This window comes from Brevibacterium ihuae (assembly GCF_900184225.1).
Taxonomy (GTDB): Bacteria; Actinomycetota; Actinomycetes; order Actinomycetales; family Brevibacteriaceae; genus Brevibacterium; species Brevibacterium ihuae.
In genome coordinates this window covers 257771-275064 of sequence record NZ_FXWZ01000003.1, presented here as the reverse complement: position 1 = coordinate 275064, position 17294 = coordinate 257771, and the positions used below count along the sequence as shown (strand labels likewise).

The following is a 17294-nucleotide window of genomic DNA, read 5'->3' as shown; positions in this document are numbered from 1 at the left end:
TCAAACACTATGTCGATTTTCCTCAACTCCGAATCGAAGATCATCGTCCAGGGCATCACCGGCGGTGAGGGCACCAAGCACACCGCGCGGATGCTCGCCGCGGGTGCGAACGTCGTCGGCGGTGTCAATGCGCGCAAGGCCGGAACCACCGTGAGCCACACCGACGCCTCCGGCGCCGAGGTCGAGCTGCCGGTGTTCGCGTCCGTCGGCGAGGCCATGGAGGCCACCGGCGCGAACGTCTCCGTCGCCTTCGTCCCGCCGGCCTTCTCCAAGGATGCCGGCTTCGAGGCGATCGATGCGGGCATCGAGCTGCTCGTCATCATCACCGAGGGCATCCCCGTCCAGGACTCCGCCGCGATCTGGGCGCACGCCACCGAGAAGGGCAACGCGACCCGGATCATCGGTCCGAACTGCCCGGGCATCATCTCGCCCGGTGAGTCGCTCGCCGGCATCATCCCGGCGAACATCACGCAGAAGGGCAAGCTCGGGCTGGTCTCGAAGTCCGGCACGCTGACCTACCAGATGATGTACGAGCTGCGGGACCTCGGGTTCACCACCTGCATCGGCATCGGCGGCGACCCGGTCATCGGCACCACCCACATCGATGCGCTCGCCGCATTCGAAGAGGACCCGGAGACCGAGGCCATCGTGATGATCGGCGAGATCGGCGGCGACGCCGAGGAGCGCGCGGCAGAGTTCATCAAGGCCAACGTCACCAAGCCGGTCGTCGGCTACGTCGCCGGCTTCACCGCTCCCGAGGGCAAGACCATGGGCCACGCGGGTGCGATCGTGTCCGGCTCGTCCGGCACCGCCGAGGCGAAGAAGGAGGCCCTCGAGGCCGCCGGCGTCAAGGTCGGCAAGACCCCCTCGGAGACCGCGCAGCTCATGCGCGACCTCCTCAGCTGACACCCGCGCGCCGGTCGTCGGCTGCGTCCGGGTGGGCGTCCTCCGGGCGAGTGCGACGCAAACTGCGGTGGCGGGCACAGACTGTGAAGTCTGTGCCCGCCACCGCAGTTTCCGTTGCATGCAGGCGTCGGATCTCAGGCGGCTGCTCGTGCGAGATGCCGGCGGATCCGGGCGATGATCGTCCGCATCGCCGCGGGATCGAAGAGGTCGCGCCATTCGACCCGGATGACCTCCCACCCCTCGGTCCGGAGCGCCGCTTCGCGCCTGCGCTCCGACTTGAGTGCGGCCCGGCCGTCGGGGTCGTCGAAGAAATACTTGCCGTAGCCGTCGAACTCGATCGCGAGTCGTGCGGCGGGATACGCGAAGTCGACCCGCGCGATGAATCCCTGTGCCCCGAACACCGCGTGCTGCGGTAATGCTCCGTCGAGGAGCCCGGCCCGGTCGAGGCGCACGGCGAGGATCGACTCGCCCGCGCTCTCGTGCAGACCGTCGACCAGGCGGATCAGATCGTCGACTGCGGCGACGCGCCGACGCTCATCCTCCCGCAGGCACGCGGCGAGGTCGCCTCTTTCGAGCAGATCCGACCGCACTGCCGCGTCGGCCATGGGCACAGCCTGGTCGAGGCCCCGCGTCCGGGCGATGTCGATCAGAGTCCTCGGCACCGATGTCGCGGGCGATCCCTGCACCTCCACGATCTGATCGTCCGGGACGGAGAGGGCGCGCAGGTGCGAGTACTCGGAACGGTGGGTCCTGCCCGGCCGGAGCACCTCGACGCGCGGGGGTTCGTCGAGTGCGGGAGCGAGTCCGTGAAGATGTGCGGCGCTGAGGTGGGAGAACACGGCCGCGCCCCTGTCGAGCAGTCCAGCGCCGTGCCGCGATGCGGTGAAGGCCTCGATGAGCAGACCGCGGGCCGCGGCGGCACGGATGTGGGCGTGTGTCGATGCGAGCGCCTCAAGAGTCGCGTGGTCCGAGGGAGCGATCGCCTGTGCCGCGCCCCGGTGCAGCGGTCGGTCGCAGCGCCGATGGATGACGTAGACACCGACGAGCGCACGGATGACGCAGCACCGGATCATCTGGGAGATCGTTCTCCACTGCGTACCGGCGTCGAGCAGCTCCTGATGTGTGACGATGAGAGTCATGTGCACAGCGTTGCGCGCGCCGGGTCGGAGGTGAATGGCCTGAGGGAACCTGTGGACTGCGGTGCGATCTCAGGTCACAGGTGGTTTCGGCGCACCAGGGTGCAACGGAAACTGCGGTGGCGGGCACAGACTTCACAGTCTCCGCCCGCCACCGCAGTTTCCGTTGTCCGAAGGAGGAGGGGACCGCAGTCGGCTGAGAACGGGAGAGACCTCAACCGGCCGGGACGTGGTCGCGGGAGGGGCCGCGGTGGCCCGGAGCGCCGGGGCGGGAGGAGTCAGGACTTGACGGAGATCACGGGGACCGGCGAGCCGAGGATGATGCGCTGTGCGGAGGAACCCATGATGAGCTTGCCGACGACCGAGCGCTTGCGGGAGCCGATGATGATCATCGAGATCTCGGGGGAGGCCTCGGCGAGGGCGAGGATCTCCTCGACAGCGTCGTTGCCGCGGAGGAACTGCTTGGCCTCGTATTTGATCCCGGCGGCCTGGAGCTTCTCGACGACGGCGGCGAGCTCGTTCTTCGTGGCGACACCGCGTTCGTCCTGCGACTCGCCGATCCCGGCGTTGAGCACGAGCAGGGTGTCGTCGAAGGCGCGGGCCTGGCGGATCCCGAACTCCACGGCCGCCATGCCCTCGGGGTTGGGGGCGTAGCCGACGAGTATGGTCATGCGTGCGTCTCCTCGGGTGGGGCGGTCGTCGCTCTCCACTCTAGTCGGCTCCGGTGGGCCTGTGCACAGGGCCACCGAACCTGCGCGATGCACGTAGTGCGCTGGTGAGGTGCGCCCCGGTGCCTCCGTAGACTGGCGCCATGCCCGCCTCGCTGCTGCCTGCTGCGCTCCACCGCTCCGACGGGGAGCTCGCCGCGATCGACGCCTCCCTCGACTGCGGGTTCGCGGGCTGGCCGCACGGCCACCCGGCAGCACGACTCCTCGAGGAGTACCTCCACGGCCGCAGCCGGGGCGTCCTCGACATCTCCGGACGCGCACTTCGAATCGGGCTGACCGACGAGGAATCGGCGGGCCCCGCACCGGGATCACCGGCGAGGTGGGCGGGGGCCGAACCGGCGAGGCCGTCATCGGATCTGCTCTCAGGGCCGATCGGCGTCGAGCCGGAGGGTCCCGTGCCCGGCTCCTCGACCGGGCCGGTCCAGGCAGAACCGGCGAGGGCCGCCCGGTCGGAGCCTCCGCGAAGCACCGGGGTCGCAGGCGTCCCCATCATCTCCTCCGGCACCGCTGCCGAGGTGCCCGTCACCGTTGTGCTCGACGATCCCGACGGCGCCCTCGGCTCCGTCGTCGCGCTCACCGCTCCCGGTCGGGTCTTCGCCTATGCCGATTCCCTCGCCGCCCGCGCCGCGGCCGAGGCGGTCCACCGGGCCCATCCGGACAGTTCCCGGATCGTCCATCTGCCGGTCCGCGTGAATGCGGGATCGGAGCCGTCGGACGAGCGCGCCGGCGATCCAGCCGCAGCCGACGCGATGAGTACGCAGACGGGATCGCGCTCCGCTGCCGACGGTGCGGCGACCTCGGCGGAGGGATCGCGCCAGACCGCGCGAAGAGGTTCGGACGCCGACCAGGGGCATGCCGGTTTCGCGGAGCTGGCCGCTGTGGCCACACAGCCGATCACACGAGTGGTCCTCGCGGCCCCCAAGTCCCTCCGCGTGCTCACTGAGTACCTCGAGATCCTCGCTCCGTCTGCTGCGGAGTTCGTCGTCGTCGGCCGGGCCAAGCACCTGAGCCGCAGCTTCAACACCGAGCTCGCCCGGTTCTACCCGCGCGTCGACGTGTCACCCGGGCAGGCGAAATCGCGGCTCCTCATCGCCTCGGGAGCGCCCTCGCGCGACGGCCGGGAGGCGGATGACGTGGGAGGAGAAGCCTCCGCCGACACCGCCGGGGGAGTTCCCGTCCCATCCATCCCCGCACCCCGAATCGCTCGCGCCGCTGGACTGGTGCCCGAGGTGCCCGCCCTCGAGGTCTCGGCATATGGCGCGTGCTTCGGCGGGCCGTCCGTCGATCCCGGGTCGGCGCTGCTCCTCACCGCGCTGCGCGACCACGTGGTTCCCGGGCGCGCCGAGGGGCAGGATCATGCCGTCGGATCCGGGCCACGCCCCGACGCACTCGGTGAGCGCGCCGGGGGAGCACGGCGGGATGCGACGGGTGTCCCGCTGCGCGTGCTCGACCTCGGCTGCGGCAACGGCTCGCTGCTCGCCGCTCTCGGCCACCTCCTGCCCGAGGCCCGGCTCACCGGGGTCGACGTGTCGCGGGCGGCAGTCGCCTCGGCTCGCGCGACCTGCGGAACCCGGACCGCGGACATCCGGCTCGTCGATGCGACGAATCCGCTGCCCTGGGGTGCGCCCGATGAGCGCGAGTCTGCTCCGATCAGCGCGGGTTCCGTCGACCTCGTCGTCCTCAACCCTCCCTTCCACTCCGGTCATACGATCGAGACGGCGACGGCGCACACGCTGATCCAGCGGGCGCGGGAGCTCCTGGTTCCCGGCGGACGGATGGTGTGCGTGTTCAACTCGTCGCTGCGGTACCGGCCGGTCATCGATCGGGCGTTCGGCAACTCGGAGCAATGGGCGCGCGATCGTCGATTCACCGTCATCGCGGCGCAGGTCCCGCCGCCCACCGCCCCCGCATCCACCCCGCCTCACCCGAGGCAGCCCCGCAGGCATGAAACGATAGGATGAGAATTCGGGAGCCACCGGGCGCCGACGATATGAGGATGTGAAGAGTCATGTGCGGAATCTGTGGTGAGATCGGGACCGTCCACGCGACGGACACCGCCGCCGTCGAGGCGATGAGCGACGTCATGGTGCCGCGCGGCCCGGACGGCCACGGCACGTACACCAAGGACCACGTGGTCTTCGGCCATCGCCGGCTCGCGATCATCGACCTGTCCGAGGCGGGCGCCCAGCCCATGCACGACGCCGATCTGCGCCTGAGCATCGTCTTCAACGGCTGCATCTACAATTACCCCGAGCTCCTCGAGGAGCTTCGCGGCCTCGGCCACACCTTCCGCGGCCATTCCGACACCGAGGTCATCCTCAAGGCCTACGCGCAGTGGGGCGAGGACTTCGTCCACCGGCTCAAGGGCATGTTCGCCTTCGCGCTGTTCGACGAGCGCTCCGGCCGAGTCCTCGTCGGCCGCGACCGCCTGGGCATCAAGCCGTTCTACTACGCCGAGGTCGGCGGCGTGTTCCGATTCGCCTCCTCGCTCCCGGCGATCCTCGCCGGCGGCGGTGTCGACACCCGTGTCGATCCCGTCGCGCTCCACCACTACATGACCTTCCACGCCGTGGTGCCCGCGCCGTACACCATGCTCCAGGGCGTGCGGAAGCTCCCGCCGGCCACCCTCATGTGGATCGAGCCTGACGGCACCCGCACCCAGAAGACCTACTGGGAGCCGATCTACGAGGACGACCCGGCGAAGGCCGACTGGTCCGACACCGACTGGGAGGAGGCGATCCTCGACAGCCTCCGCACCGCCGTGCGCCGCCGTCTCGTCGCCGACGTGCCGGTGGGCGTGCTCCTGTCCGGCGGACTCGATTCGAGCCTCATCGTCGGGCTGCTCTCCGAGGAGGGCCAGCACGGCCTCAACACCTTCTCGATCGGCTTCGAGGCCGCCGGCGGCGAGGAGGGCGACGAGTTCAAGTACTCCGACGTCATCGCCGAGCACTTCGGCACCCGGCACCACCAGATCCGGATCGACACCGCGCGCATGCTCCCCGCCCTCGGCAACGCGATCCACGCGATGTCCGAACCGATGGTCTCCCACGACGCCGTCGCCTTCTACCTCCTCAGCGAGGAGGTCGCCAAGCACGTCAAGGTCGTCCAGTCCGGTCAGGGCGCGGACGAGGTGTTCGCCGGCTACCACTGGTACCCGCCGATGTACGCCGCCGGCACCGACCCGGAGGCCGCGCTCGCGAGCTACCGGGGCGCCTTCTTCGACCGCACCCACGAGGAGATGGCCCAGCTCGTCAGCCCGCGCTTCCTCGCCGGTTCCGACGTGTCCGGCGAATTCGTCGACGCGCACTTCCGCCACCCCGGCGCCTCGAGCGCGATCGACAAGGCGCTGCGCATCGATACCCAGATCATGCTCACCGACGACCCGGTCAAGCGGGTGGACAACATGACGATGGCATGGGGGCTCGAGGCGCGCGTGCCGTTCCTCGACCACGACCTCGTCGAGCTCGCCGCGCAGTGCCCGGCCCGCCTCAAGACCGCCCAGGACGGCAAGGGCGTGCTCAAGGAGGCCGGCCGACGGGTCATCCCGTCCGCGGTCATCGACCGTCCCAAGGGCTACTTCCCGGTGCCGGCGCTCAAGCACCTCGACGGGCCCTACCTCGACATGGTCCGCGACGCGGTCACCGGGCAGTCGGCGCGGGACCGGGGTCTGTTCCAGCAGGGCGCGGTCGAGGAGCTGCTCGCCGATCCCAACGGGAACCTCACCCCGCTGCGCGGCAACCGCCTGTGGCAGATCGCCCTGCTCGAGCTGTGGTTCCAGAGCCACGGCATCACCGGACCGGCCGCCTGACCCGGCGCCCCGCACCCCGGCCGCCCTGCCCGCCCCCGAGGACGACCGCAAGGAGACAGTGATGAGAACCGATGTGATTCAGGAGCTGGGCTGGGGCCGGCTGGTGTTCGGGCAGACGTTCTCCGAGATCGAGGAGATCGGCCGCGTCCTCCGCGACGAGGCCGGCGGCACGCGCGACATCTGCATGTACCTCAAGGACCCGCACGTGCTCGTCGCCCTCCACCCGGAGGAGTACTTCATCGATCCGAGCCACACCTACCGGCTCGACCTCGGCGGGGCGGTCCCGCAGTCGTCCCCGCTCCCCGGCATCGAGATCCGACCGATCCGCTCGAAGGACGAGGCGGAGCGGATGAACCGGATCTACGTGCTCCGGCAGATGGTCCCCGCAGACGTCGAGGTGCTCTGGGACAACCACAACCACAACCCGGCCGTGCAGTACCTCGTCGCCGTCGACACCGAGGACGGCGAGATCATCGGCACGGTCACCGGGGTCGATCACGGCGAGCTGTTCGGCGATCCCGAGCGCGGCTCCTCGCTGTGGTGCCTCGCGGTCGATCCGGCCACCGTGCACGCCGGGCTCGGCAAGCAGCTCGCCATCACGCTGGCCGAGCGGATGCGCGATGCGGGCGCTGCCTACATGGACCTGTCGGTGATGTGGGACAACGAGGGCGCGATCAAGCTCTACGAGCGCCTCGGGTTCGACCGCACCCCCGTCTACGGCATCAAGCGCAAGAACGCGATCAACGAGAAGCTCTACGCGCGGCCCCAGATCGAGGGGCTCGACGAGCTCAACCCGTACTCGCGGATCATCGCCGACGAGGCGATCCGGCGCGGCATCCGCGTCACCGTCCTCGACGCCGACACCGGCTACATGCAGCTCGAGCACGGCGGTCGCACGGTGATCACCCGGGAGTCCCTGTCGCAATACACCTCGGCGGTGGCGATGAGCCGCTGCGAGGACAAGCGGGTGACGCGCAAAATCGTCGAGAAGGCCGGCGTCCGGGTGCCGCAGGGCCGCACCGCGACCTTCGACCAGGGCGACGTCGACTTCCTCGACGAGGTCGGTGCCCTCGTCGTCAAGCCCGTGCGCGGCGAGCAGGGCGCGGGCATCACCATCGGGGTGACCACCGAGAAGCAGCTCAAGGACGCGCTCCGGCGTGCCGGGGGCGAGGGCTCCGAGGTCCTCCTCGAGGAGTTCTGCGAGGGCGACGACCTGCGGATCCTCGTCATCAACGGGCGGGTGTCGGCGGCGGCGATCCGGCGTCCGGCGACCATCGTCGGCGACGGGGAGACCCCGATCCACGAGCTCATCCGCAAGCACTCGAAGCGGCGCGCGGCCGCCACCGGAGGGGAATCGAAGATCCCGCTCGACGAGGCGACCGAGGCGACCGTCAACGAGGGCGGCTACACCTTCGACGACGTGCTCGCCCCCGGTGAGCGCCTCCAGGTGCGACGGACCGCGAACCTCCACACCGGAGGCACGATCCACGATGTCACGGACCGGCTGAGCCCCGCGCTGGCCGAGGCGGCGCTCGCCGCGACCAGGGCGATCGACATCCCGGTGAGCGGCATCGACCTCCTCGTCCCCGACGTCGAGGGCGACGAGTACGTCTTCATCGAGGCGAACGAGCGGCCGGGACTGGCCAATCACGAGCCGCAGCCGGTGCAGGCGGAGTTCATCGACTACCTGTTCCCGAACTCCACCCGGACCCCGTGGACGTGGGAGCCGGAGAAGCCCCGCGACCCGGTGAACTGAGCGCGGCGCACGCCTCATCCGGGTGCGGTGCCGCGGTCACCGCCCGGAGCCGATACTCTTGCCCTGAGCAGTGACATTGCACCAGGAGGCAGGATGAACGACCACACGGATGAGCAGAAGATCGACGTCCAGGAGCTCGGCAAGGCGAATCTCACCGGATTCCTCGATCTCGCGGCAGGGGAGATCGACACCGAGTGGATGATCGACATCCTCTTCCGCCTCCTGCGGACCCCCAGCCCCTCCGGGCGCACCGATGCGGTGATGCAGTACATCGGCGACATCGTCAACGACCTCGACCTCGACTCGACCGTGACCCGCCAGGGCACCCTCGTCGTCGACCTGCCCGGCGAGACGGACACCTGCGACCGGGCGCTCGTCGTCCACGCCGACACCATCGGCTGCATGGTGTCCGCTCTCAAGGACAACGGCCGGCTGTCCGTCGTGCCCGTCGGGACGTTCTCCGCCCGCTTCGCCGAGGGCGCCCGGGTGCAGATCGTCACCGAGTTCCCCGACGTCGTATACACCGGGACGATCCTCCCGCTCAAGACGAGCGGTCATGCCTACGGCGACGAGATCGACACCCAGGGTGTGGGTTGGGAGCACGTCGAGGTGCGCGTCGACGAGCGCGTCTCGACCAAGGAGGGCCTCGAGGAGCTCGGGATCGAGATCGGCAACACCGTCGCGATCATGGCCGGCCCGCAGCGCTCGCGCTCGGGCTACATCAACTCCCGTCACCTCGACGGCAAGGCCGGCGTCGCGATCGCCCTCGCCGCCGCGAAGAGCGCCAAGGAGGGACGCCTCCGGCTGCCCCATCGGACGAGCATCCTCGTGACGATCTTCGAAGAGGTCGGGCACGGCGCATCCTCGGGCGTGTCCGAGGACGTCGCCGAGCTGCTGTCGATCGACAACGCGGTGTGCGCACCCACCCAGAACTCGATCGAGTACGGCATCACCATCCCGCTCAAGGACATGCACGGGCCGTTCGACTACCACCTCACGCGTAAGCTCATCCTCCTCGCGAAGGCGCACGACCTGCCCGTCGCGCGCGACATCTTCCACTTCTACCGCTCGGACGTCGCCGCCGCCCTCGAGGCGGGTGCCGGGGCGCGCGCCGCGCTCGTCGCCTTCGGCCTCGACTCCTCGCACGGCTGGGAGCGGACCCACATCGAGTCGCTCGTGTCGTGCGCGGAGCTCATCACGCTGTGGCTGCAGACGCCGCTCACGCTCGAGGAATGGGACCAGCACAAGACCGGCGACCTTAAGCACTTCCCGTCGCAGCGCCAGCCGGCGATCGAGGAGATGCCGGGCGACACCCAGCACGAGGGGTCGATCACCAATGTCCCGCGCTACCAGCCCGACCACGAGTCGAGCGAGCCCGAGGACGGCTGAACACGGCCCGAGGACGGCAGAACCTCGGCGAACGACGGAGCGGGCCCGGAATCCAGGTGGATTCCGGGCCCGCTCGTCCGATGCCGCGCCCCGCCGGAGCACGAGGTCGCGGCGGGAGGGATCCGGTGCGCGAGGGGGGACTCGAACCCCCACGTCCGAAGACACTGGAACCTAAATCCAGCGCGTCTACCGATTCCGCCACTCGCGCGCGTCGCATCCGCGATCCTATCCCAGAGGCCGGGAGCGCCGGGAGCCCGGGAGCGGCGGGTGCACGGCCCCGGACTGAGCGAGGGGCCACGACCCGGGCCGAGGGACGGGCGACGGCCCGGACCGCACGGCGGGCGCACGGACCGGGCCGTCGCCCGCGGCGGAGGATCAGTCGAGGCCGAGCTGCTTCCGCAGCCGGCCGACGTGGCCGGTCGCCTTGACGTTGTACTGTGCGAGCTCGACGGTGCCGTCGGCGTCGACGACGACGGTCGAGCGGATGACCCCCTGGACGACCTTGCCGTAGTTCTTCTTCTCGCCGAAGGCTCCCCACTCCTTCATCGTCGCCTTGTCGTGGTCGGACAGGAGCGGGAACGTCAGCCCCTCCTTCTCGACGAACTTCGCGAGCTTCTCAGGGGAGTCCGGGGAGATGCCGAGCACGGTGAGGCCGGCGCCGCGCAGCGACGCGAGCGAGTCGCGGAAGTCGCATGCCTGGGTGGTGCATCCCGGGGTCATGGCGGCCGGGTAAAAGTACACGATGACGCGCTCACCCCGGTGGTCGGACAGGGTCACCGGGGTTCCGGTGGAATCGGTCAGAGTGAAGTCGGGGGCGGTGTCGCCGATCTCGAGCCTGGGCACGGTGGGTCCTTTCGCACGGGGTCTGTCCGTTCAACCTTAGCCGCCGGTATTCGGTAAGCTCGGAGGCGAAGGACACGGTGCTGAACGTGCGCCGCCCCACCATCCGATCTTGAGGACATCACCATGAGCAGCAATGTCTACACCTCCGACGTCACGGTCGACTCCGCCAATAAGGATCAGCTCATCGAGTCGATCCGCCTGCGCGAACAGCGCCTCGCCGCGAACGTCGACGAGCTCATGGGCCGGGTGCATCCCTCGGCCCTGGCGAACCGCGCCGCGGACAACGCGAAGTCGATCGTCGTGAGCGACGACGGCTCGGTGAAGTCGGACAAGGTCGCGCTCATCGGCGGAGTGGTCCTCGGCGTCGCAGCTCTCATCACCTTCCTCGCCGTCCGCCGCTCGCGTGGCTGATCCGACAGGACTCCCCATCCGGATGCTGCACGACCGGATCCTCGTGCAGCCGGACAAGGAGGCGGGGGAGCGCACCTCGCGCGCCGGGATCGTCATCCCCGCCACCGCCGCCGTCGGCCGCCGTCTCGCCTGGGGGGAGGTCGTGGCGGCCGGGCCGCACGTCCGCCAGGTCGGGCTGGGCGACATGATCCTGTTCGACCCCGAGGACCGGGCGGAGGTCGAGCTCGAGGGCAGTGCCTACATGCTCCTGCGCGAGCGCGACGTCCACGCGATCAGCGAGTCGGCGGGAGACGAATCGACGGGTCTGTACCTCTGACCGGAGGCCGGGACCGGGCGCTGGATCGCGATCCGAGTGAAACGCGCCACATTCGCCCGATCGGGCGGATTCGAGTTCTCACGGCCGTCGGAGTGAGTGTATAGTGGTGTCTCGTTGCGCACCTCTAGCTCAATTGGTAGAGCAACTGACTCTTAATCAGTGGGTTCCGGGTTCGAGTCCCGGGGGGTGTACCACTCCGAAACGTCCGTCCAGGTCAGATGACCTGGACGGACGTTTTTCGTATCCATGGGTGCGGATCTGTGGGCGCACCGTGTCGGCGCGGCCCGTGGGAATCGCTCGACGCGGCCAGCGCCGGAACGCGTCAGCGATCCTCAACGCATGTCAGCGATCCTCAGCGCGGGCCAACGATCCTCAGCGCATGTCAGCGATCCTCTGAGCGCCGGCCCACGACGAACGCGATGAGCGCGAGGCTGAGCAGGCCGATCGAGATCAGCGCGGCGAGCGGCCAGCTGAAGCCGAATCCGCCGGTGTCTCCCGATGCGTCGAGGTCCGCGTTCTCGTCGGCGCGGAGATCGTCGTTATCGAAGTCCCCGCCGCTGATCGCGTCGGGGTCCTGCTGCTCGCCCGGAGCCTGGGGAACGGGGTCCGAATAGTCATGGGCGGGCCCCTGTCCCGCGCCACCCGCGCTCGGCAGCCAGTCGCGGCCGGCCTGGCCCGGGACATCGCCCGCCGCAGAGCCGGTCCCGGTCACCGGGTCTCCGGTTCGCTGCCGCGGGGCGGAGTCGCCGGATTCCTCCCGGTCCTCGCCGTCGCGGGGCGAGCCGGAATCGCCGGTTCCCGGTCGGTCGTCGTCCCGGGCACCGTCGGTGCCTTCGTCCTGCTGGCCGCCGCCGGTGCCCTCGTCGCCGGAGTCGTCCTGCCCGGGGTCATCGTCACCGGGAGGCGGGGATCCGGGATCCGGGTCCGGCGACGAGGAGGGGTCCGGGGACGGCGATGGCGTCGGTGTGGGCGACGGGGATGTCGGCTCCGGGTCCGGCGTCTCGTCGGGCGTCTCGGAACCGTCGGTGGGCTCCGGTGTCGCGACGGGGACTCCGACGCCGTGGGCGCGGGGGTCGGATCGGCAGTGGGGTCCGAGGTCGGTTCGACAGTCGGTGCGGTCGTGGGGTCGATCGGGCCGATGTCGGAATCGTCGCCGGGCACCTCGGCGTCAGGCGATTCGGCTCCCGGTGCTGCGGTCGTCGACGGCGGACCCGGGATTCCGGCGGGACCCGGAACCGGTGTGGTGGCTGCGGGAGCCGGTGTCTCGCCCGTGCCGCGGGTCGGCAGGTCCTGTCCCGACGCGCCGGTCGCCGAGCCTCCGGCGAGCAGGACGGCGACACCGATCGCCGCGGCGCTGCGGCGGATCCTCGGGTGGTGTCGCACGGGATGTCCTCGGGGTCGACGTCGATGGCGGACGCGGAACGCTGTCCGGCACGCTGCCGAGGTGCGAGGACGCGGTGCGTCCTCGAGCGCCGGCCGGGTGCGGGGATCGGACGCGACGTTCCTCGGCCCATGGTAACGACTACAGGCTGTAGAAGCCGAAAGGCTCTCTTACAGAATGACCGCAAGTCGCGGCGACGGAGCGGAGCCCTATTCCGCGGGGAGCCCGACGACCCGGTCGGCGCTCTGCCGGATCACCGCGTGCCCGCCGGTGTCGGTGACGGCGAGGAGATCCGCACCGGAGCGCCAGACGGTGTTCGTGCGGAGGAGGTAGCGGGTGTTGTCGATCGTCGTCGGCACGATCTCGCCGCGGGGCTCGGTCATGCGCAGGTGATCGGGTGCGCCGTTCCGGACGAGGAGCCCGTCGTCGATGGTGAAGAGGTACGGGCCGATGACTGCGAGGCGGTAGCCCTGACCGCGCACCCAGGTCTCCTCGCCCACGGCATCGGTCGTCGTCGAGACCGTCGAGGCGATGCGGCCGTCCTCGGCGGAGTGAACGACGAGCTGCACCCGGTGCCCGCTCGTCGTCGTCGCGCCCGCCTCGCCCCACAGCGAGACGATCTTGCCGTGGCCGGCGGTGACCCAGCGGAAGATCTCGAGATCGTCGGCGGGCGTCTCGAGGAGCAGCTCGGACGTCGAGACCTCGTCGATGTCGGTGAGCGTGACGGCGCCGCCGAACTCCGCGCTGATGAGCGTCGTGCCATCGAGCGCCATCGGCGTGTAGCCGGGGTCGGGGGTGGGGATCTCGGTGAGCCCTTCGCGGGTAAAGGTCGACAGCGAGTTGCCGTCCTTGACGAGCACGTTCGTGCCTGCCGAGGACATCCGGGCGTTCGCGGGGATCCGGTAGTCGATCGTCGTGCTCTCGCCGTCGAACAGGGCGTGGGCGCTGTCCCCGGTGCGCCAGAGCAGTGCGCGCTCGCCGTCGATCTCGGTGTCCACGGCGAACCCGATGGAGGTCTCGATGTCGGTCTCGTAGCGCGGCTGTCCCGTGGTCGGGTCGAGGACGGAGAGCCGATTGCCGTCGACGACGAGGACCCCGCGGCCGGTGGCGGTCACCGAGGCGGTCGCGGGCACCGCGGCCTCCCATGCCGGCTGGGCGGCGAAGCCCGGCACCGGGGTCGGGGAGTTCTCGAGCGTGAGGGACTCCTCCGAGGCCATCTGGCTGTCTGCCGGGATGCTCTGCGGGCCCGCGCTGTCGGGGGACCCGATGATCGTCGGCAGGAAATAGGCCGCGAGTGCGATGACGAGCAGGACCGCGAGGACGAGGGATGGCACGGTGAGCCCGCCGAGGCGGGAGCGGCGCGGGGCTGAGCTCGGGCGGTGCGCGGTGCCGGGTGCCCAGCGGCGACCGGGAGCGCGCTTCCGGTCCGTCCGCCCCACCGGGGCGGCGGGTCCCGAGTACGGGGTGCCGATCGGGTAGCCCTCGGCGGTGCTCGGGCGCGGCTCGGGGGCGTCCGACGCCGACGGCGTCGCGCCGTCGCTCGGATCCGACAGCCCCTGCGCCGGCGGGTCGGCAGGCGGGGGGACCCGCAGCGGGGTCCGGCCGGGGTGCGGCCGGAGCGGGATGGAGGGCGACGCGTCCTGCAGCGTCGACATGGAGCAGGCGGACCGCGCCGGAGTCGTGGATCTCGATCGATACCGGTTCCTGCCGTTCGCGGGCGAGCGCCGTCAGCCGGGCCATCGCGCTGCCGAGGTCGGGATGGTGCGTCGTGGCACCGTCCACCGTGAGGGCAGCCGCCTTGTCGGCATCGACGTGCACCTGGGCGATGGACATGGAGTGGGGAACCTCGGGTCGGGGGACGGGAATCGTGGGCGTGGTCTGGACGCCGGTGCAAGCATACGAACCGCGTCGCGCGGATGCGCCGTCCGAGTCCGAAAAGTTACCCCGCGGCGACCCAATCGTTGCCTTTCTCGGCGAACGTCCAGCCCGTGCCGTGCAGGCTCGCAGGCAGGCGCTTGCGGAGCGGCGACCGAAGGAGGCGGAGGTCACACGAATGCCGGTTTGCCCCCGGCCGGGCCGCGTCCTAGAATGGTCGATGCTGCCTGCTGGCAGCGATGGTGGCTATAGCTCAGCTGGTAGAGCACCGCGTTGTGGTCGCGGGGGTCGCGGGTTCAAGTCCCGTTAGCCACCCCATCCCGTCTGAGCCGCGGCATCGATCGATGCCGCGGCTCAGACGTTCTCCGGGGTCGTCGGCGACGTGCTGCGCCCCTGAGCGCGGAGGACGCCCGCACCCACCGCGAACACGAATCCGGTGACGATCTCGAGGACCAGGCCGAGCCGGTCGAGGTCCATCGCATAGGCCGCGAACGCCGCGACGAGCGTGACCGCACCGCTCACGACGATCGCCGCCGACCGTTCGAGGAGGCCGTAGAGCACGAAGCACGCGCCGATCATCAGCCATGAGGCGATCGCGCGGGTGCCGGGGATCATTCCGAGCACGGTGCCGCCGGCGATGAGGAGGACGACCACTCCGATGTACCCCCACCGGGGTCCGGACAGGCGAGGCGGAGGGCGATGTCGTCATAGTCGTCGAGCCTAGCGAGCGACCGGCGGCGGCATCCATTCCGGCGGCAGGTCACCCTGCCCGGACGAGACGGGCTTCCGCGCCGCCGCGACGGATCACCGCGGCGAGGGATCGCTCGGGTCGTCGTGTGAGCCGTGGACGGGGTCGGGGAGCACCTCGGGCAGTTCGCCGTCGTGATCGTCCGACTCGCGATGGAGCGCGCCGAGCCCGTAGGCGATCTCGAGGTTGCGCCGGGTGAGCGCCCGCTCGGGCGGACCCGAGGCGAGCACCCGGCCCGAGGTCAGCAGCACGTGGTCGGCCGCGCGCGCCTCCTCGAGGTCGTGGGTCGTCATGACGACCGAGTGGCCGTGCTCCTGCTCGGCATGGATGATCCGGTCGATGGTCCGCGCGGAGACGAGGTCGAGCCCGGTGAGCGGCTCGTCGAGGAGGAGTGCGATGTGGTCCTGCGCGAGCGCCTGGGCGACGTACACCCGCTGGCGCTGACCGCCGGAGAGCTCGGAGAGATGCCGGTGGGCGAGGTCGGTGATCGCGAGCTCGTCCATCGCCCACCGCACGCGCTGCCGGTCGTGGCGCCGGAACGGCCGGAACCAGCCGAGGGTCGAGTAGCGGCCCATCGCGACGACCTCGCGGACGGTGAGCGGGATCCCGGCCGGCACCTCGACGGCCTGCATGACGTAGGCGACCTTCCTCCAGCCGTTCGCAGGCTTCGCGCCGAGCACCCGCAGGCGCCCGGACCGGGGTGCCATGAGGCCGGCGATCGCGTGGAGGAGCGTCGACTTGCCCGAGCCGTTGGGTCCGATGATCGCGACCACGTGCCCCTGCCGGAGCGCGAAGGTCGAGCGGGTGGTCGCCACGTGCTGGCCGTAGGCGAGGACGATGTCGTCCGCCTCGGCGAGCGGCACCTCGGCCGGGGTGATGACGTGGTCGGCGTCCTCGAACGCCGTGTGCACGTGGGGGTCGCCAGCGCCGTGGCCGAGCGCGGTCGCGCCGTCCCCGGCCGCCTCGTCCGTCCCGGCCGCCGGCAGTCGGTGATCCGGGACGTGCGGGCCGAGGACGGAGGTCCCGGGGGAGCGGCCCTCGGGAGCGTCTGCAGGATCGAGCGCGGAGGAGGTCGTGCCGTTCGCCGGGGCGCCGGGCGCCGGCGCGGGAGCGTCCGGATCCGCGTCGCCGACCCCGCGGTGACGGACGGCGAGGACGATCTGTCGCCCGCTCAGGGTGAGGAAGAACAGCACGATCGGGACGAGCGCCATCGTCGCCGAGCCCGCGGTTCCGAGGTGGAAGCTCAGGAGCAGCCCGGACCACACGGCGAACACCGCGATGCCGATGGACCACGCGAACATCTGCGGGACCGTGCGCGACAGCAGGGAGGCGGTCGCCGGCGGGCCGACGAGCAGGCCGAACACGAGCATGGTGCCCACGGACCGGAAGCCAACGATGACGGCGGCCGCGATGAGCACGAGGAGGAGCGCGTGGATGAGCTTCGGCCGCAGACCGAGGGAGCGGGCCTTGCTCTGGGAGAAGGCGAGCGCGAGGAGGGGCCGGTAGAGCACGGCGGAGGCGATGAGCACGATCACCGCGGGGGCGATCATCCCGCGGAGCACCTCGGGCGTGATGCCGAGCGCGTCGCCGAACAGGATGCCGGTGAGATCCCCGGTGTAGGAGTCCATCGTCGAGATGATGACCACGCCGAGCGCCATCATCGCGACGAACAGCAGCCCGATCCCGGTGTCCTCGTGGAGCGGCGTCGCGCGGTGGATCCACTCGACGAGCGCGACCATGCCGACGACCGCCGCCGCGGCGCCGAGGGCGGGGGAGACGTCGAGGAGCATCGCCACGGCGATGCCGGGCAGGATGCCGTGGGCGAACGCATCGCCGAAGAAGCTCATGCCGCGCAGCACCAGCCACACCCCGACGACGGAGGCCATGATCGCGGAGATCAGACCGCCCAGGAGGGCGCGCTGCTGGAAGCCCAGCGCGAAGGGCTCGGTGAACCATTCCATGCGGTCGTCGTCCTCGGGGCTCGGGTCGCCGGCGTG

Annotated in this window: 14 protein-coding genes and 3 tRNA genes; 9 read left to right on the top strand and 8 right to left on the bottom strand. The window is 70.5% G+C overall.

Annotated features, from left to right (window positions below; genetic code table 11):
• Window positions 1-9 precede the first annotated feature (9 nt).
• The gene (sucD, locus tag C1A17_RS06605) at window positions 10-906 is read left to right on the top strand and encodes a succinate--CoA ligase subunit alpha (RefSeq protein ID WP_101652031.1); all 897 of its coding nucleotides are present in this window, start codon (window positions 10-12) and stop codon (window positions 904-906) included.
• Window positions 907-1040: 134 nt separating this feature from the next.
• Here the strand turns inward: sucD and C1A17_RS06600 are convergent, their stop codons facing one another.
• Both C1A17_RS06600 and C1A17_RS06595 read right to left on the bottom strand, forming a co-directional pair.
• Complete coding sequence (locus C1A17_RS06600; RefSeq protein WP_101652029.1) at window positions 1041-2045, bottom strand: PDDEXK family nuclease; 1005 nt, start codon at window positions 2043-2045, stop codon at window positions 1041-1043.
• A gap of 275 nt (window positions 2046-2320) precedes the next feature.
• Window positions 2321-2713 (bottom strand): universal stress protein, encoded by a 393-nt coding sequence (locus tag C1A17_RS06595; RefSeq protein ID WP_101652026.1) that lies wholly within the window; start codon window positions 2711-2713, stop codon window positions 2321-2323.
• A 140-nt stretch (window positions 2714-2853) separates the two neighbouring features.
• Between C1A17_RS06595 and C1A17_RS06590 the strand changes: the two genes are divergently transcribed.
• From C1A17_RS06590 to C1A17_RS06575, 4 genes are all read left to right on the top strand, one after another.
• Entirely contained in the window at window positions 2854-4731 is a 1878-nt protein-coding gene (locus C1A17_RS06590) for a class I SAM-dependent methyltransferase (protein WP_101652024.1), read from the top strand.
• A 47-nt stretch (window positions 4732-4778) separates the two neighbouring features.
• Window positions 4779-6578 carry an N-acetylglutaminylglutamine amidotransferase gene (locus C1A17_RS06585; RefSeq protein ID WP_101652022.1) on the top strand — a complete coding sequence of 600 codons (1800 nt, stop codon included), beginning with the start codon at window positions 4779-4781 and terminating at the stop codon, window positions 6576-6578.
• Window positions 6579-6639: 61 nt separating this feature from the next.
• Entirely contained in the window at window positions 6640-8334 is a 1695-nt protein-coding gene (gene ngg / locus C1A17_RS06580) for an N-acetylglutaminylglutamine synthetase (RefSeq protein WP_101652020.1), read from the top strand.
• Between the two features lie 93 nt (window positions 8335-8427).
• Window positions 8428-9723 (top strand): osmoprotectant NAGGN system M42 family peptidase, encoded by a 1296-nt coding sequence (locus C1A17_RS06575; protein WP_101652018.1) that lies wholly within the window; start codon window positions 8428-8430, stop codon window positions 9721-9723.
• Between the two features lie 126 nt (window positions 9724-9849).
• Here the strand turns inward: C1A17_RS06575 and C1A17_RS06570 are convergent.
• Window positions 9850-9931, bottom strand: a tRNA-Leu gene (locus tag C1A17_RS06570).
• A gap of 167 nt (window positions 9932-10098) precedes the next feature.
• The gene (bcp, locus tag C1A17_RS06565; RefSeq protein WP_101652017.1) at window positions 10099-10566 is read right to left on the bottom strand and encodes a thioredoxin-dependent thiol peroxidase; all 468 of its coding nucleotides are present in this window, start codon (window positions 10564-10566) and stop codon (window positions 10099-10101) included.
• A gap of 123 nt (window positions 10567-10689) precedes the next feature.
• On the opposite strand from bcp, the gene C1A17_RS06560 reads away from it, so the two are divergent.
• The 3 genes from C1A17_RS06560 to C1A17_RS06550 all read left to right on the top strand — a co-directional run bounded on the left by C1A17_RS06560 (window position 10690) and on the right by C1A17_RS06550 (window position 11487).
• Window positions 10690-10977, top strand: coding sequence for a DUF3618 domain-containing protein (locus C1A17_RS06560; protein ID WP_101652015.1), 288 nt, complete (start codon window positions 10690-10692; stop codon window positions 10975-10977).
• Window positions 10978-10999: 22 nt separating this feature from the next.
• On the top strand, window positions 11000-11293 hold the full coding sequence (locus C1A17_RS06555; protein ID WP_180953347.1) for a GroES family chaperonin: 294 nt from the start codon (window positions 11000-11002) through the stop codon (window positions 11291-11293).
• A gap of 118 nt (window positions 11294-11411) precedes the next feature.
• A tRNA-Lys gene (locus C1A17_RS06550) sits at window positions 11412-11487 on the top strand.
• Window positions 11488-11675: 188 nt separating this feature from the next.
• Here C1A17_RS06550 and C1A17_RS06545 read toward each other — a convergent pair.
• Complete coding sequence (locus tag C1A17_RS06545) at window positions 11676-12005, bottom strand: hypothetical protein (RefSeq protein ID WP_101652010.1); 330 nt, start codon at window positions 12003-12005, stop codon at window positions 11676-11678.
• Between the two features lie 878 nt (window positions 12006-12883).
• Window positions 12884-14329 carry a hypothetical protein gene (locus C1A17_RS06540; protein ID WP_101652009.1) on the bottom strand — a complete coding sequence of 482 codons (1446 nt, stop codon included), beginning with the start codon at window positions 14327-14329 and terminating at the stop codon, window positions 12884-12886.
• Window positions 14330-14791: 462 nt separating this feature from the next.
• On the opposite strand from C1A17_RS06540, the gene C1A17_RS06535 reads away from it, so the two are divergent.
• Window positions 14792-14867: transfer RNA gene (locus tag C1A17_RS06535), tRNA-His, on the top strand.
• A gap of 36 nt (window positions 14868-14903) precedes the next feature.
• Here C1A17_RS06535 and C1A17_RS06530 read toward each other — a convergent pair.
• The gene (locus C1A17_RS06530) at window positions 14904-15203 is read right to left on the bottom strand and encodes a hypothetical protein (protein ID WP_101652007.1); all 300 of its coding nucleotides are present in this window, start codon (window positions 15201-15203) and stop codon (window positions 14904-14906) included.
• 150 nt (window positions 15204-15353) lie between these two features.
• Window positions 15354-17258 carry a metal ABC transporter permease gene (locus C1A17_RS14480; protein WP_245873538.1) on the bottom strand — a complete coding sequence of 635 codons (1905 nt, stop codon included), beginning with the start codon at window positions 17256-17258 and terminating at the stop codon, window positions 15354-15356.
• Between the last annotated feature and the right edge of the window lie 36 nt (window positions 17259-17294).

What these genes read in the sequence shown, in the direction of transcription:
- C1A17_RS06600 (WP_101652029.1), bottom strand. Translation starts at nt 2,045, where the DNA reads ATGACTCTCATCGTCACACATCAGGAGCTGCTCGACGCCGGTACGCAG.
- C1A17_RS06595 (WP_101652026.1), bottom strand. Translation starts at nt 2,713, where the DNA reads ATGACCATACTCGTCGGCTACGCCCCCAACCCCGAGGGCATGGCGGCC.
- C1A17_RS06560 (WP_101652015.1), top strand. Translation starts at nt 10,690, where the DNA reads ATGAGCAGCAATGTCTACACCTCCGACGTCACGGTCGACTCCGCCAAT.
- C1A17_RS06590 (WP_101652024.1), top strand. Translation starts at nt 2,854, where the DNA reads ATGCCCGCCTCGCTGCTGCCTGCTGCGCTCCACCGCTCCGACGGGGAG.
- sucD (WP_101652031.1), top strand. Translation starts at nt 10, where the DNA reads ATGTCGATTTTCCTCAACTCCGAATCGAAGATCATCGTCCAGGGCATC.
- C1A17_RS06555 (WP_180953347.1), top strand. Translation starts at nt 11,000, where the DNA reads ATGCTGCACGACCGGATCCTCGTGCAGCCGGACAAGGAGGCGGGGGAG.
- C1A17_RS06585 (WP_101652022.1), top strand. Translation starts at nt 4,779, where the DNA reads ATGTGCGGAATCTGTGGTGAGATCGGGACCGTCCACGCGACGGACACC.
- ngg (WP_101652020.1), top strand. Translation starts at nt 6,640, where the DNA reads ATGAGAACCGATGTGATTCAGGAGCTGGGCTGGGGCCGGCTGGTGTTC.
- C1A17_RS06540 (WP_101652009.1), bottom strand. Translation starts at nt 14,329, where the DNA reads ATGTCGACGCTGCAGGACGCGTCGCCCTCCATCCCGCTCCGGCCGCAC.
- C1A17_RS06575 (WP_101652018.1), top strand. Translation starts at nt 8,428, where the DNA reads ATGAACGACCACACGGATGAGCAGAAGATCGACGTCCAGGAGCTCGGC.
- C1A17_RS14480 (WP_245873538.1), bottom strand. Translation starts at nt 17,258, where the DNA reads ATGGAATGGTTCACCGAGCCCTTCGCGCTGGGCTTCCAGCAGCGCGCC.